This window comes from Pseudomonas sp. MH9.3, from assembly GCF_034354675.1.
Lineage (GTDB): Bacteria > Pseudomonadota > Gammaproteobacteria > Pseudomonadales > Pseudomonadaceae > Aquipseudomonas.
Genome location: NZ_CP133785.1, coordinates 5,425,896 through 5,439,660 on the forward strand (window position 1 = coordinate 5,425,896; position 13,765 = coordinate 5,439,660).

General features: G+C 62.0%; 12 protein-coding genes. 7 read left to right on the forward strand and 5 right to left on the reverse strand.

The genetic code is table 11. The annotated features are described in order from the left end of the window. Positions 1–8: 8 nt before the first annotated feature. Positions 9–677: an acetyltransferase gene (locus tag RHM60_RS24225; RefSeq protein ID WP_231423126.1), complete on the reverse strand. Its 669-nt coding sequence runs from the start codon at positions 675–677 to the stop codon at positions 9–11. Then, the gene (locus RHM60_RS24230; RefSeq protein ID WP_209980418.1) at positions 662–1,078 is read right to left on the reverse strand and encodes a sugar 3,4-ketoisomerase; all 417 of its coding nucleotides are present in this window, start codon (positions 1,076–1,078) and stop codon (positions 662–664) included. The genes RHM60_RS24225 and RHM60_RS24230 overlap by 16 nt, the downstream gene beginning before the upstream one ends. 443 nt (positions 1,079–1,521) lie before the next feature. Here RHM60_RS24230 and RHM60_RS24235 point away from each other — a divergent pair, with 443 nt between their 5' ends. Further along, the gene (locus RHM60_RS24235) at positions 1,522–2,370 is read left to right on the forward strand and encodes an urea carboxylase-associated family protein (protein ID WP_209980421.1); all 849 of its coding nucleotides are present in this window, start codon (positions 1,522–1,524) and stop codon (positions 2,368–2,370) included. Positions 2,371–2,377: 7 nt separating this feature from the next. On the opposite strand, the gene RHM60_RS24240 is transcribed toward RHM60_RS24235, so the two are convergent. Together RHM60_RS24240 and eat are read right to left on the reverse strand one after the other, a co-directional pair. After that, positions 2,378–2,545, reverse strand: a complete 168-nt coding sequence (locus tag RHM60_RS24240) for a DUF2897 family protein (protein ID WP_322213034.1) — start codon at positions 2,543–2,545, stop codon at positions 2,378–2,380. 111 nt (positions 2,546–2,656) lie between these two features. Then, positions 2,657–4,021 carry an ethanolamine permease gene (gene eat / locus RHM60_RS24245; RefSeq protein ID WP_322213036.1) on the reverse strand — a complete coding sequence of 455 codons (1,365 nt, stop codon included), beginning with the start codon at positions 4,019–4,021 and terminating at the stop codon, positions 2,657–2,659. Positions 4,022–4,417: 396 nt separating this feature from the next. On the opposite strand from eat, the gene kdpF reads away from it, so the two are divergent. From kdpF to RHM60_RS24275, 6 genes are all read left to right on the forward strand, one after another. Then, positions 4,418–4,507, forward strand: a complete 90-nt coding sequence (gene kdpF / locus RHM60_RS24250) for a K(+)-transporting ATPase subunit F (protein ID WP_003218754.1) — start codon at positions 4,418–4,420, stop codon at positions 4,505–4,507. 9 nt (positions 4,508–4,516) lie between these two features. Continuing rightward, entirely contained in the window at positions 4,517–6,211 is a 1,695-nt protein-coding gene (kdpA, locus tag RHM60_RS24255) for a potassium-transporting ATPase subunit KdpA (RefSeq protein ID WP_322213037.1), read from the forward strand. An 11-nt stretch (positions 6,212–6,222) separates the two neighbouring features. Continuing rightward, on the forward strand, positions 6,223–8,280 hold the full coding sequence (kdpB, locus tag RHM60_RS24260) for a potassium-transporting ATPase subunit KdpB (protein WP_209980427.1): 2,058 nt from the start codon (positions 6,223–6,225) through the stop codon (positions 8,278–8,280). A gap of 33 nt (positions 8,281–8,313) precedes the next feature. After that, entirely contained in the window at positions 8,314–8,859 is a 546-nt protein-coding gene (gene kdpC / locus RHM60_RS24265) for a potassium-transporting ATPase subunit KdpC (RefSeq protein WP_057009635.1), read from the forward strand. Positions 8,860–9,148: 289 nt separating this feature from the next. Further along, positions 9,149–11,800, forward strand: coding sequence for a sensor histidine kinase KdpD (locus RHM60_RS24270; RefSeq protein WP_322213038.1), 2,652 nt, complete (start codon positions 9,149–9,151; stop codon positions 11,798–11,800). Between the two features lie 37 nt (positions 11,801–11,837). Further along, on the forward strand, positions 11,838–12,527 hold the full coding sequence (locus tag RHM60_RS24275) for a response regulator (RefSeq protein ID WP_322213039.1): 690 nt from the start codon (positions 11,838–11,840) through the stop codon (positions 12,525–12,527). 46 nt (positions 12,528–12,573) lie between these two features. On the opposite strand, the gene RHM60_RS24280 is transcribed toward RHM60_RS24275, so the two are convergent. After that, entirely contained in the window at positions 12,574–13,611 is a 1,038-nt protein-coding gene (locus tag RHM60_RS24280) for a patatin-like phospholipase family protein (protein ID WP_322213041.1), read from the reverse strand. Positions 13,612–13,765: the final 154 nt, after the last annotated feature.

Genomic DNA, 13,765 nt, shown 5'->3' on the forward strand with positions numbered 1-13,765 from the left:
TCAATACCCTACAATTTAACTTTAAGACTGCTTTTTTTCGGCAGCATCTGCGCGGGCGAGCCATAATAAATTCGCTCTGGCTCCGGCAGGTTTTTATTAACCAGGGTGCCGGAGGCAATCACGCAGTCTTTGGGGATGCTGATGCGATCATTCAGTGTCGAATTGACACCGAGGAAACAGGATTCGCCGATATCGCAATAGCCTGACACCACGACATGTGAAGAGAGAAAGCAGTTGTCATTGATACGTGAACGATGCCCTATATGATTGCCGCTCCAGAGAATCACGTTGTTCCCAATCGATACGAAAGGTTGAACTGTATTATTCTCGAAGATAAAGCAGTTTTCACCGATTTCAGCATTGTGCCACACGAACGCACGCGAACTGATGTAGCTGGCGCACGTATAACCTTTGGACTTGACCATCTCATAGAGACGGGTTCTCAGTCGATTGAGTTGTGAGGCCGGTATCGCGACGAAGACTTCATAGTCGGCGGGCGGATATGTGGTTTCGATTGATTCCAGCGCTACAATGGGGAGATCGTACAGCGTGGTATTTTCGAGGTATTCCTTCTCGACGGAAAAAGCGCAGACCTGAAAATCAGAGTCATGTGTAAAGTACTCATAAGCAATCATGGCGAACTCACCCGCCCCAACGATTATCAGCTTTTTAGACATGCTTGCTCCTCAAGAAAAGTCTCATAAGATCTTATATAGTCGGATTCTTCATAATGTTCACTTGCCAGCACCAGCAATACGCAGTCAGGGCTGAAGTCATGCATTTCCCGCCATACCATACTCTCGATAACCAGCCCGCGTGTAGCGCTGTGCATAATGGTTTCTTCGCGAACAGTTCCATTGTCCAACACCATCTTGCAGGTGCCGGATACGCAGATCGCAATTTGCTTTAAATTTCGATGGGCATGAAAACCCCTGCTGATGCCGGGGGCTGTAGCATAGATGTAATAAACACGCTTTATTTCAAAAGGGATGATCTTGTCGACGCCAACTTCAATGGCAATCAGCTCCCCTCGGTTATCGCCCAGTCGCTCAAAATCCAGCCATCTGATCAATTCCATTTCACCCTCCATGCCTCATAATTTATGCTGTTTACCCGCACTGACGAGCCATGATAGTTAGGCAAATAAATTCAATTTCATACCCATACATGTCACTTCCGTTACTAACGTCGACCCCTTTACTGCCGCGACAGGGCCACCGTAGGCAGCACGCCACCTGTGTAGTTGCAAAGAGTCAGGTCCGTTCGGTTTCAGCGTCTCTCATCGAAAGGGGGCTCTCTGGTTCACCGTGCATCTGCGTAACTCGACACAAAGTGGCTTTGGATTGGCAACCCTAGCCATAGCTTGAAAAAGGTCGATTATGTCACGGGGTATGGTAAATACCCATACAAAAGCGGTTGCCGATCTCACTTTAAAACCCTTCAGTCCTGATACTGCGCACAGCGCTGGCATGAATGGTGATTATCTCTTATGCAGAAAATTCCCAAGTCGAGGCGTCCATCATGTACAAAAACTACCCACCCGCTTACCAGGTCAGCAAAGGCTCCGCGCTGCAGGTCGACATCGCCTTCTACGAACGAATCCGCAATCGTGCCGACCTGCGCACCCTGATCAACCACTTCGAAGTCCCAATCCGCACAGGACGCGCATGGAACGTCCCCGCCGGTCACGTCTTCCGTGTCACCACTCCGGTAGGCCCGCAAGTAGGCGACTTCAACGTCTGGAATGCTCACGACCCGCGCGAGCGCCTGTGGGCGGCACGCACCCGTCAATTGCAGGGCGCCCATGTCAGCACTCACGACCGACTATGGTCAAACCTGCCCTTTCTAAGGCCCCTGGTCACCATCACCGACGACAGCCTGGCCGGCTACGGTATCGATGAACACGGCGGCCGTCTGCACGATCTGCTCGGCACGCGTTGCGATCCCTATGTGAACCGCATGCTGACCGGCGAGGATTTCCATCATCACTGCCACTCGAACCTGACCCGTGCAATATTGCCCCACGGCCTGACAGAATTCGACGTGCACGACGTGCTGAATATTTTCCAGTGCACCGGGCTTAATCACGATGACCTCTATTTCATGAAAGCCTGCCCGGCGCAGAAGGGCGACTACCTTGAGTTTTTCGCCGAGATTGACCTGTTGTGCGCGCTATCGACGTGCCCGGGTGGAGATTTGTCGTTGCCGATGTGGGGGCCGCAGGCGCAGGACCCGCTGACGGTGTGTCGTCCTTTGGGCGTCGAGATCTACAGGCTGGAGGATGAGCTGCTGAGCGGCTGGAGCCAGCCGGAACGTGCTGCCTATAAAGGTCAGCACGGTTTGCATATTGCCGGGGCGGAGTGGGAGTAAACCCGGTTCAGCGGTCCTGCGCTTCCTTGGCATCCGCTTGCGCATTGCGCTGGGCCACGCGCTTGCGTTGTTCGTCGGTGAGTTCCACCTTGTTGGCGCTGTCACGCAGCATCATGAGGCCACCGACGATCGACCCGATCGCTACTACCATAATCAACCACGCATACCACGGCATAACGCTCTCCTTGAGGCAGATCGCCGTGGGAGAATTTTCCCACGGTAATAACTGCTTTGAGTGACGGGCTTTCTGAGTAGTTCAGTGTAGGCCCGTTCTGCCTCCCACGTCTTATAGGCCGGTCAGCATTGCGTCCGCCGGCGCATCGGCGCGGTCTTGTGCGGTCAATTGGAAGTACACGAAGCCGACGGCCATGAAGCCGAGGAAGATAAGCCCGATCAACGTGTTGAACCAGGCCATCGCGACCAGGCATACCACGGCCAGCACCAGTGCGATGCCGGGCACCAGTGGATAGCCCGGCGCGCGGAAGGTGCGCTCCAGCAGCGGTTCGGTCTTGCGCAGTTTGAACAGGCTGAGCATGCTCATGATGTACATGACGATTGCGCCGAACACAGCCATGGTGATCATCGCGGCGGTCAGGGTCATGCCGCCGAGGTTGATCAGGCCGTCACTGTAGATGGCCGCGATGCCGACGACGCCGCCGGCGATGATTGCGCGGTGCGGTGTCTGAAAACGCGACAGTTTGGCGAGGAAGGAGGGCAGGTAACCGGCGCGCGCCAGGGCGAAGAACTGCCGCGAGTAGCCGAGGATGATGCCGTGGAAGCTTGCCACCAGGCCGAACAGGCCGATCCACACCAGCATGTGCAGCCAGCCGGAGTTGTCGCCCACTACGGTTTTCATGGCTTGGGGCAGCGGGTCGTTGATGTTCGCCAGGGTGCGCCAGTCACCCACGCCGCCGGCGAAGAACATCACGCCCATGGCCAGAATCACCAGAGTGAGGATGCCACTGATGTAGGCCTTTGGAATGGTGCGCTTTGGGTCTTTCGCTTCCTCGGCTGCCATGGCTGCGCCCTCGATGGCGAGGAAGAACCAGATGGCGAAGGGGATCGCCGCAAACATCCCGGCAATCGCCGGTGCGCCAAACGTATCGGACCCCGCCCAGCCATTGAGGGCGAAGTTGCTGAAGCTGAACGCGGGGGCGACCACGCCCATGAACACCAGCAGCTCGGCGACGGCGAGTACGCACACCACCAGTTCGAAGGTGGCGGCGAGTTTCACGCCAAGGATGTTCAGGCCCATGAACACGATGTAAGCGCCGACGGCCGCGTGTTTCGGGTCCAGGGCCGGGAACTGCACGTTCAGGTAGGCGCCGATGGCCAGGGCGATGGCAGGTGGCGCGAATACGAATTCGATCAGGGTCGCGAGGCCGGCGATCAAACCACCTTTTTCACCAAAGGCGCGGCGGCTGTAGGCAAAGGGGCCGCCAGCGTGAGGAATCGCGGTAGTGAGTTCGGTGAAACTGAAGATGAAGCAGGTGTACATCGCGGCGACCATCAATGACGTCACCAGGAACCCGAGGGTGCCGGCCACGCCCCAGCCATAGCTCCAGCCGAAGTACTCCCCGGAAATCACCAGCCCGACGGCAATACCCCATAAATGCAGGGTGCCCAAGGTGGGTTTGAGGTGTGTGTTCATTGTGCTGCGCTCCTTGAACGGTTTGGAATGATTCAAGGTGTTGCAGCGGGCATGCCAGCATGAAAATCATGGTCGTAAAGTGGCGCATCCGTCGTATCGGGGACGGTTTGGTGTTTGAACATACTCACCACTGCACCAGGCAGGTGCAGTGGTGCCTTGGCCGGCGCCATCGCGGGCAAGCCCGGCTCCCACAGGTAACCGCATTCCAATGTGGGAGTCGGGCTTGCCCGCGATGAGGCCCGTTCAAGCAATGCAAACCCGCGGTGTAAACCCCGCATAAACCCACTCTTTACGCCGTCTTTACGCCCCGCCCACGCCCTCGCTCTCGTTCCTTTACACCACTCCTGCGGACAATTGCTCCACACGCGGCACTCGCCGCACAACGGAGAGACTTCCATGAGCGTTCTGGACGGGGTGTCACTGCTATTGGCCGTGGCGCTGTTCATTTATCTGCTGGTTGCGCTGTTACGCGCGGATCGGAACTAGGAGTTGGGCATGCACAGTTATGACTATTGGCTGATCATTGCCTTCTTTGCCGTGGTGCTGGTACCGGCACCCTTGCTCGGGCGTTTTTACTACAAGGTGATGGAAGGCCAGCGCACCTGGCTGAGCCCTGTGCTGGGGCCGGTGGAAAGAGCCTGCTATCGCCTGTCCGGCGTGGATGACCAACAGGAACAGAGCTGGCAGAAATACACGCTGGCCTTGCTCGCGTTCAACCTCGCGGGTTTCCTGCTGTTGTTCGCGATCCTGCTGTTTCAGGACTACCTGCCGCTCAATCCGCAGAAACTGCCGGGTCAGGAGTGGACGCTGGCCTTCAATACGGCGGTCAGTTTCATGACCAACACCAACTGGCAGTCCTACAGCGGTGAGGCGTCCCTGAGCTACCTCAGCCAGATGGCCGGCCTGACCGTGCAGAACTTCGTCAGTGCGGCCACGGGGCTGGCAGTCCTCGTCGCTCTTTGCCGTGGGATCGGTCGCAAATCCACCGCGACATTGGGTAACTTCTGGGTCGACATGACCCGCGCCACCCTCTACGGCCTGCTGCCGTTGTGCCTGGTGCTGGCGCTGTTCCTGGTGTGGCAGGGCGTGCCGCAAACCTTCGCCCACTACGTCGATGCCGTGACCCTGCAAGGCGTGGATCAAGTGATTCCGCTCGGTCCTGCGGCCAGCCAGATTGCGATCAAGCAACTGGGCACCAACGGCGGCGGTTTCTTCGGCGTCAACTCGGCGCACCCGTTCGAGGACCCGACCGCCTGGGCCAATCTGTTCGAGCTGGCGGCGATCATCCTGATTCCGGTGGCGCTGGTGTTCACCTTCGGCCACTACGTCAAGGACCTGCGCCAGAGCCGCGCGATCCTCGGCTGCATGCTCGCGCTGTTCCTGATCGGTGGCGCGACCTCGCTGTGGGCCGAATACCAGCCCAACCCCACCTTGAACAACCCCGCCGTGGAGCAGACCGCACCGCTGGAAGGCAAGGAAGCGCGCTTCGGCACCACCGGCACCGTGCTCTGGTCGGTGACGACTACGGCGGCGTCCAACGGTTCGGTCAACGGTATGCAGGACAGCCTCAATCCGTTGAGCGGCATGGTGGCGCTGGTCAACATGATGGTCGGCGAAGTGATCTTCGGCGGCGTCGGCGCCGGTATGTACGGCATGCTGCTCAACGTGCTGATCGCAGTCTTCCTCGCCGGCCTGATGATCGGCCGCACGCCTGAATACCTGGGCAAGAAACTCCAGGCCAAGGAAGTGCAACTGCTCGTGGTGACCCTGCTGGTGATGCCGGTTGGCGTACTGGTGCTGGGCGCCATCGCCGCCAGCCTGCCAGGCCCGGCCGGTGCAATCAGCAACCCCGGACCCCATGGTTTCAGCCAGTTGCTCTACGCCTACACCTCGGCCAGTGCCAACAATGGCTCGGCGTTCGGCGGCTTCAGTGGCAACACGCCATTCCATAACCTGATGCTGAGCCTGGGCATGTTGATCGGCCGCTTCGGCTACATCCTCCCGGTACTGGCCCTGGCCGGCAGCCTGGCGATGAAGAAGACCGCGCCGATTGGCCAGAACAGCTTTCCCACCCACGGCCCGCTGTTCGTGACCCTGTTGACCGTGACCATTTTGCTGGTGGGCGGCCTGACGTTCCTGCCGACGCTGGCATTGGGCCCTATCGCTGAACACCTGAGCATGGGCTTCTGAGGGATATGAAAATGAATATGCCTGCAAACAACGCGGCCCCGGTCAAACCCCAGGAACCCGCCAAAACCGCAATCTCCGCGCTGTGGCGCCCGGCGCTGGTCCAGGCCTTCGTCAAGCTCGACCCACGGCAACTGCAACGCTCGCCGGTGATGCTGGTGGTCGAATTGACGGCCATCCTCACCACCGTGCTGTGCTTCGTGCCCGACACCGCTGTGCCTACCTTTGTCGCCGCGCAGATTGCGCTGTGGCTGTGGTTCACCGTGCTGTTCGCCAACTTCGCCGAAGCGCTGGCCGAAGGGCGTGGCAAGGCCCGCGCCGACAGCCTCAAGGCCGGCAGTGAAGGCCTTGGCGCACGGCGCAAAGAGGCCGATGGCACCTTCAAGATGGTACCCGCTGCCAGCCTGCGCAAGGGCGACGTGGTGCGCGTGGTCGTCGGTGAAATGATCCCCGGCGACGGTGAAGTCATCGAAGGGATCGCCGCAGTCAACGAAGCCGCGATCACTGGCGAATCCGCCCCGGTCATCCGCGAATCCGGCGGCGACCGTTCGGCCGTCACCGGCAATACGCGGCTGGTGTCCGACTGGCTGCTGGTGCGCATCACCGCCAACCCCGGCGAATCCACCCTCGACCGCATGATCGCCCTCGTGGAAGGCGCCAAGCGCCAGAAAACCCCTAACGAGGTGGCACTGGACATCCTGCTGATCGGGCTGACCCTGATCTTCCTGATGGTCGTGGTCACCCTGCAGCCGTTTGCCCACTTTGCCAATGGCAGCTTGCCCCTGGTGTTCCTCGTCGCACTGCTGGTGACGCTGATCCCTACCACCATTGGCGGTTTGTTGTCGGCCATCGGTATCGCCGGCATGGACCGTCTGGTGCGCCTCAATGTGATCGCCAAGTCCGGCCGCGCCGTGGAAGCGGCGGGGGACGTGCATGTGTTATTGCTGGACAAGACCGGCACCATCACGTTCGGCAACCGCCGGTGCTCGGCGGTGGTCGCCGCGCCAGGCGTCAGTGGCCGCGAGGTGGCCGAAGGTGCCTTGTTCGCGTCCCTGGCGGATGACACGGCGGAGGGCAAATCCATCGTCGAATACCTGCGCGCCTTGCACCCCCAGGCCGAACCGTCGCTGGATGAATTGACCGCCGTGCCGTTCAGTGCCGAAACCCGCCTGTCCGGTGTCGACTACCAGGGCCGCGTATTTCGCAAAGGCGCGGTGGATTCGTTGCTGGCGTTTATCGGTTTGCAACGCAGTGACCTGTTACCGGCGCTCTCGCGGGAAATCGACAAGATCGCCCAGAGCGGTGGCACGCCGTTGCTGGTGTGTGCCGACGGCAAACTGCTCGGCGCGATCCACCTCAAAGACGTGGTCAAACCCGGTATCCGCGAGCGCTTCGCCGAGCTGCGCAAGCTGGGCATCCGCACCGTGATGGTCACCGGCGACAACCCGCTGACGGCCGCCGCGATTGCCGCCGAAGCCGGCGTGGACGACGTGCTGGCCGAGGCCACCCCGGAGAAAAAACTCGCGCGCATCCGCCTCGAGCAAAATGACGGGCGCCTGGTTGCCATGTGCGGCGACGGCGCCAACGACGCTCCGGCGCTGGCCCAGGCAGACGTCGGCATGGCGATGAACGATGGCACCCAGGCCGCCCGTGAAGCGGCCAACATGGTCGACCTCGACAGCGATCCCACCAAGCTGCTGGACGTGGTGCAGATCGGCAAGGAATTGCTGGTGACCCGAGGCGCGCTGACGACGTTCTCCATCGCCAACGACGTGGCCAAGTACTTCGCCATCCTGCCCGCGCTGTTCGCCGCGATCTACCCGCAGTTGGGCGTGCTCAACGTGATGCACCTGCAGAGCCCGCAGAGCGCGATCCTTTCGGCGATTGTGTTCAACGCGCTGATCATCGTAGTGCTGATTCCCCTGGCCCTGCGCGGTGTGCGCGTGCAGGCTGCGAGTGCGGCGGCGTTGCTGCGGCGCAACCTGCTGATCTACGGCCTGGGCGGCCTGCTGGTGCCGTTCGTGGGCATCAAGGCGATCGACATGCTGCTGACGGCGTTGCACCTGGTGTAACGCTCGCCTTCCCGACTTAATGAGGATTTGACCATGACTAACATGATCCGCCCGGCTTTGAGCCTGTTGGTGCTGATGACCCTGATCACCGGCGTCGCCTATCCGCTGGTGGTCACCGGTGTGGCTCAGGTGGCGTTCCCCGCCCAGGCCAACGGCAGTCTGGTGCGCGATGCCAGCGGCAAGGTGCGCGGCTCCAGCCTGATCGCCCAGGACTTTACCGGCGATGGCTGGTTCCACCCACGGCCTTCGGCCGGGGCTTTCGCCACGGTATCCAGCAGCGCCAGTAACCTGGGCCCAAGCAACCCGGCGCTGGCGACGCGCGTGTTCGACGACGCGACCAAGCAGCAGGTGCCAGGCCAGGGCCCGGTGCCGCTGGCCTCGTTGACCACCTCCGGCAGCGGCCTGGATCCGCACTTGCCACCGCCGGCGATTGCCTATCAACTGGCGCGGGTGGCCGCGGCGCGAAATGTGCCGGTGGCGACCCTGCAGCGCTTGCTGGATGAACACATCGAAAGCCCGTTGGTGGGCCCGCCGGTGGTGAACGTCCTGGCCCTGAACATGGCCCTGGAAAAGTTGTAGGCAGCGCCGCCGTGATCGCGGGCAAGCCCTAATGCCGTTCAGTTAAGGAAAATGTGTGGGCTTATTGTGGCGAGCGGGCTTGCCCCGCGTTGGGGTGCGAAGCGCCCCCAATCGAGCAAAACGCGGTGTACCTGATACGGCTCAGCGCCTGGCTTTGGGGCTGCTGCGCCGCCCAACGCAGGACAAGCCTGCTCGCCACAGGGAATCTGCGCTTAACTGAACGGCATTAGGGCTTCCCGCGATAAGGCCGTAAAAGCCCCTCCATAAACACCTGAAGGAACCCTGAAGCATGAGCGACTCCGGCCGCGCCGACGCCCTGTTAGCCGATCTGCCCCGGGATGGCCGTGGCCGACTGAAAGTTTTTCTCGGCGCCGCGCCCGGTGTGGGCAAGACCTACGCCATGCTCCAGGCCGCCCATAGCCAACTGCGCCAAGGCGTGCGACTGATCGCCGGGGTGGTCGAAACCCATGGCCGCGCCGAGACCGAGGCCTTGCTCGGCGGCCTGCCGCAACAACCGTTGCTGCGCAGCGAATACCGCGGCGTGATGCTCGAAGAAATGGACCTCGACGGCTTGCTCGCGGCCCGGCCCGCGTTGGTGCTGGTGGATGAACTGGCCCACAGCAATGCGCCCGGCAGCCGTCATGAAAAACGCTGGCAGGATATTCAGGAGTTGCTCGCGGCCGGTATCGACGTGTTCACCACAGTCAACGTCCAGCACCTGGAAAGCCTTAATGATCAAGTGCGCGGTATCACCGGCGTGCAGGTGCGTGAAACCCTGCCGGACTGGGTGCTGCAGGAAGCCGACGAACTGCTGCTGATCGACCTGCCGTCCCGTGAGTTGCTCGAGCGCCTGCGCGATGGCAAGGTCTATGTGCCGGAGCAGGCCCGCGCCGCCATCGATGCGTTTTTTACCCAGACCAACCTGATGGCCCTGCGCGAGTTGGCGATGCAAACCGCCGCCGCCCATGTCGACGATGACCTGGCCCAGGGCTATCGCCAACTCGGCCAGGCCGCACCGGCGGTGCGTGGCCGCTTGCTGGTGGGCGTGGACGGCGACGCGCAGGCCGAACGTCTGGTGCGCCATGCTAGTCGCGTGGCCCAGCGCCGGCATTTGCCGTGGAGCCTGGTGCATATCGATAACGGCCGGGCGCGCGATGAGCAGTCGCGCCTGCGTCTGCAAAACGCGCAGCAACTGGCCGAGCGCCTGGGCGGCGAAGTGGTGTTGTTGCGCGCCGGCGAGGTGGCCAGGACGTTGATCCAGCACGCCGCCGAACGTCGAGCCAGCCTGCTGCTGGTGGGGCAGTCGCGGATGCGCTGGCGCCGCCGGCTGCTGGGGGGTGGGCTGGCCGCACGCCTGTTGCGCCAGGCGCGGGGGCTGGAAATCAACGTGCTCGACAGCGACGAGTTGCCCGCGCCGCCGCGCTTGCCGCAGGTGATGGGGCTGCGCTGGTTCGATTACGCCCTGGCAGTGGTGGCCACTTTGGTGGCGGCCGCCGTGGCCTGGGGGGTGTCCAGCGTGATGCCGTTGCCGAACATCTCGCTGGTGTTTCTTGCCGCGGTGTTGCTGGTGGCGGTGCGCAGCAGCCTTGGGCCGTCGCTGGTGTGTGCCGCGCTCTCCTTCATGGCTTACGACTTTCTGTTTATTCCGCCGAATTTCTCTTTCGCCATCCAGCGCGAAGAAGACGTGCTGACGCTGTTGTTCTTTCTGTTGATGGCCGCGCTCACCGGCAACCTGGCCGCGCGGCAGCGCCAGCAATTGCAGGCGCTGCGCGATACCCAGGAAGAAACCAGCGAACTGCTGGACCTGTCCCGCAAGCTGACCGCCGCCACCGATCGCCAGGCGGTGATCAGCGCGGCGACCCTGCACCTGCAGGGTTGGAGCGACCTCGATCTGTGTCTGGTCAACCGCGACGGGCAGGGCGGCTGGACGGTCGAAACAGGTGGCCCGCTGACGTTCACCGAAGCCGAGCGCGCCGCCGCCGACTGGGCCTGGCAACATGACCAGCCGGCAGGCCGGGGCACTGGCACCTTGCCGTTTGGGCGCTGGTGGTGGTGGCCGTTGTCGGGCGAAGAAGGTCCGTTGGGCTTGCTCGGCGTGAGTGCCAAGCCGGGCCTTGAGCTGAGCGGCCAGCGTCGACGCCTGCTCACGGCCTTGAGCCAACCGCTGGCGCAGGCCCTGGCCCGCGCGCAGTTGGCGCAGGAACTCGAATCCGCGCGGTTGCATGGCGAAACCGAACAACTGCGCAGCGCCTTGCTCGCCTCGGTGTCCCACGACTTGCGCACGCCGTTGACCTCAATGCGCGGCAGCATCGACAGCCTGCTGGCGCTCGGCGAAGCGATTCCCCTGGACGATCGCCGCGAACTGCTGGAAGGCACCCGCGATGAAGCCGAGCGCCTGGACCGCTATATCCAGAACCTGCTCGACATGACCCGACTGGGTCACGGCGCACTCAAGCTGGCGCGCGACTGGGTGTCGCCCGGCGATATCGCCGGTAGCGCCCTCGGCCGTCTGCGCGCGGTGCTGGCGCCGTTGCAGGTGATCACCGAGGTGCCAGCGGAGCTGCCGTTGCTGTATGTGCACGCGGCGCTGATCGAACAGGCGCTGGTCAACGTGCTGGAAAACGCCGCGCGCTTTTCACCGGTTCAAGGCCGCTTGCAGTTGAGCGCCGGCGTCGCGGACGATCAGCTGTTTTTCGCCGTGGCTGATGAGGGGCCGGGGATTCCCGAAGATGAACGCGCGAAGATTTTCGACATGTTCTATACCGCTGCCCGCGGTGATCGGGGCGGGCAGGGCACGGGCCTCGGTCTGGCGATCTGTCAGGGTATGGTTGGCGCGCACGGCGGGCATATCCGCGTGGCCGATGGCATCGACGGACGCGGTACCTGCATCACCTTGTTTCTGCCTCTGCCGGCCCAGCCTGGCCTGGAGCGTGAGGCGTGAGATACCCTGTGTTCTCGACGATTTATGATTGGACACCATGAGCCAGACCGCGACGATTTTGGTCATTGATGACGAGCCGCAGATCCGCAAGTTTCTGCGCATCAGCCTGGCTTCCCAGGGCTACAAAGTGATTGAGGCCGGCACCGGCACCGAGGGCCTGGCCCAGGCGGCGCTGAACAAGCCGGACTTGCTGGTGCTCGACCTCGGCCTGCCGGACATGGACGGCCAACAGGTGCTGCGCGAGTTTCGCGAATGGTCCACGGTGCCGGTGCTGGTGCTGTCGGTCCGCGCCAGCGAAGGGCAGAAAGTCGAAGCCCTGGACGGTGGCGCCAACGACTATGTGACCAAACCGTTCGGCATCCAGGAATTCCTTGCCCGTATCCGCGCGTTGTTGCGTCAGGCGCCGGCGGGCGAGGCTCAGGAGGCCGCGTTGCGCTTCGGCCCGCTCACCGTGGACCTGGCCTATCGCCGGGTATTGCTCGACGGCGCCGAAGTGGCGTTGACCCGCAAGGAGTACGCGGTGCTGGCGCAACTGGCGCGCCATCCGGGGCGGGTGATCACCCAGCAGCAACTGCTCAAGGACATCTGGGGCCCGACCCATACCGAGGACAGCCACTATCTGCGTATCGTGGTGGGGCACCTGCGGCAGAAACTGGCGGATGACCCGACCCAGCCGCGATTTATCCTGACGGAGCCGGGGGTGGGGTATCGGTTGCTAAGCAACTGAGTGCCGTTGTATCTGGGCTGGCCTCTTCGCGGGCAAGCCGCCACTCTCAACCCTGTTCACTCTCATACCGATCCAACGTATCGCTGGCAATCTCCCGCCCCAGCGCGATCAACTCCGGCGCCTTGTAAAACTCGAAAAACCGACACACCCGCTTGGGCACGTTGATCAGCACATCGGGCGGGTACCCGGCGATCTTGTACTGCGCCAGCGATGTTTGCATTACCTCGAAACTCTGGTTGATCAAGTCCAGCAGCGACGCCGGCCCGACGTTATCGATAATGAACGAGCCGGTGGCCGACTTCGGTGCGCCGGGTTTTTCCGGCGCGGCGGCGGGCTGCTGGGATTCGGGCTCGGCCGACTCCAGCCACGGGTTGATTTCCGCCGCATGGGCCTGCAGGGCTTCCTGCTCGAGTTTCATCAACTGCTCGGCCTGCTTGCGGCGAAACGGCAAGTGCGAACCGAGCGATTTGGCCAGGCTGTTGAAGCGGCTCTTGAACGCCGGCGGGCGCTGGATCACCGGCAAATGGTAGTGCTTCTGGTTGGTGGCGTTGAGGTTGACCGCGATGATCAGGTCGCAATGGCTCGACACCACCGGCACGATCGGCAACGGGTTGAGCAGGCCGCCGTCCACCAGCATGCGGTTGCCCTGCATCACCGGGGTAAACAGGCTGGGGATTGCCGCCGAGGCGCGCATGGCCTGGTGCAGGCAGCCTTCCTGGAACCAGATTTCCTGCTGGTTGGTCAGGTCGGTGGCGACGGCGGTGTAGGGGATGCGCAGGTCTTCGATATTGATCTCGCCGACGATCTTGCGAATCTGCCCGAACACTTTCTCGCCACGAATCGCCCCCAGGCGAAAGCTCACGTCCACCAGGCGCAGCACATCGAGGTAGTCGAGGCTTTCGATCCAGTTGCGATAGTCGTTCAGCTTGCCGGCGGCGTAGATCCCGCCCACTACCGCGCCCATGGAACAACCGGCGATACAGGCGATGTCATAGCCGCGTCGTTCGATTTCCTCGATCACACCGATATGGGCGTAACCCCGGGCCCCGCCGGACCCCAACACCAAGGCAACACGTTTCTTCATAGTCCCTGTCCTACACAAAACAGGTGACCACAATGCACCCATTGAGGGGGCCGCTTCAATCGTCGCGGCTGCTTCACAATAGTTCTCCAGAATAGCGACGGGGCTAGGGTATGCTTTGGCAATCAGCGCTTCACGTTACAGGCCGTCCTACAAG

Excerpts from the sequence above, each read along its gene's own strand:
- kdpA (WP_322213037.1), top strand. The coding sequence starts at position 4,517 with ATGCACAGTTATGACTATTGGCTGATCATTGCCTTCTTTGCCGTGGTG.
- kdpF (WP_003218754.1), top strand. The coding sequence starts at position 4,418 with ATGAGCGTTCTGGACGGGGTGTCACTGCTATTGGCCGTGGCGCTGTTC.
- kdpB (WP_209980427.1), top strand. The coding sequence starts at position 6,223 with ATGAATATGCCTGCAAACAACGCGGCCCCGGTCAAACCCCAGGAACCC.
- RHM60_RS24280 (WP_322213041.1), bottom strand. The coding sequence starts at position 13,611 with ATGAAGAAACGTGTTGCCTTGGTGTTGGGGTCCGGCGGGGCCCGGGGT.
- RHM60_RS24235 (WP_209980421.1), top strand. The coding sequence starts at position 1,522 with ATGTACAAAAACTACCCACCCGCTTACCAGGTCAGCAAAGGCTCCGCG.
- RHM60_RS24240 (WP_322213034.1), bottom strand. The coding sequence starts at position 2,545 with ATGCCGTGGTATGCGTGGTTGATTATGGTAGTAGCGATCGGGTCGATC.
- eat (WP_322213036.1), bottom strand. The coding sequence starts at position 4,021 with ATGAACACACACCTCAAACCCACCTTGGGCACCCTGCATTTATGGGGT.
- RHM60_RS24270 (WP_322213038.1), top strand. The coding sequence starts at position 9,149 with ATGAGCGACTCCGGCCGCGCCGACGCCCTGTTAGCCGATCTGCCCCGG.
- RHM60_RS24275 (WP_322213039.1), top strand. The coding sequence starts at position 11,838 with ATGAGCCAGACCGCGACGATTTTGGTCATTGATGACGAGCCGCAGATC.
- RHM60_RS24230 (WP_209980418.1), bottom strand. The coding sequence starts at position 1,078 with ATGGAATTGATCAGATGGCTGGATTTTGAGCGACTGGGCGATAACCGA.
- RHM60_RS24225 (WP_231423126.1), bottom strand. The coding sequence starts at position 677 with ATGTCTAAAAAGCTGATAATCGTTGGGGCGGGTGAGTTCGCCATGATT.
- kdpC (WP_057009635.1), top strand. The coding sequence starts at position 8,314 with ATGACTAACATGATCCGCCCGGCTTTGAGCCTGTTGGTGCTGATGACC.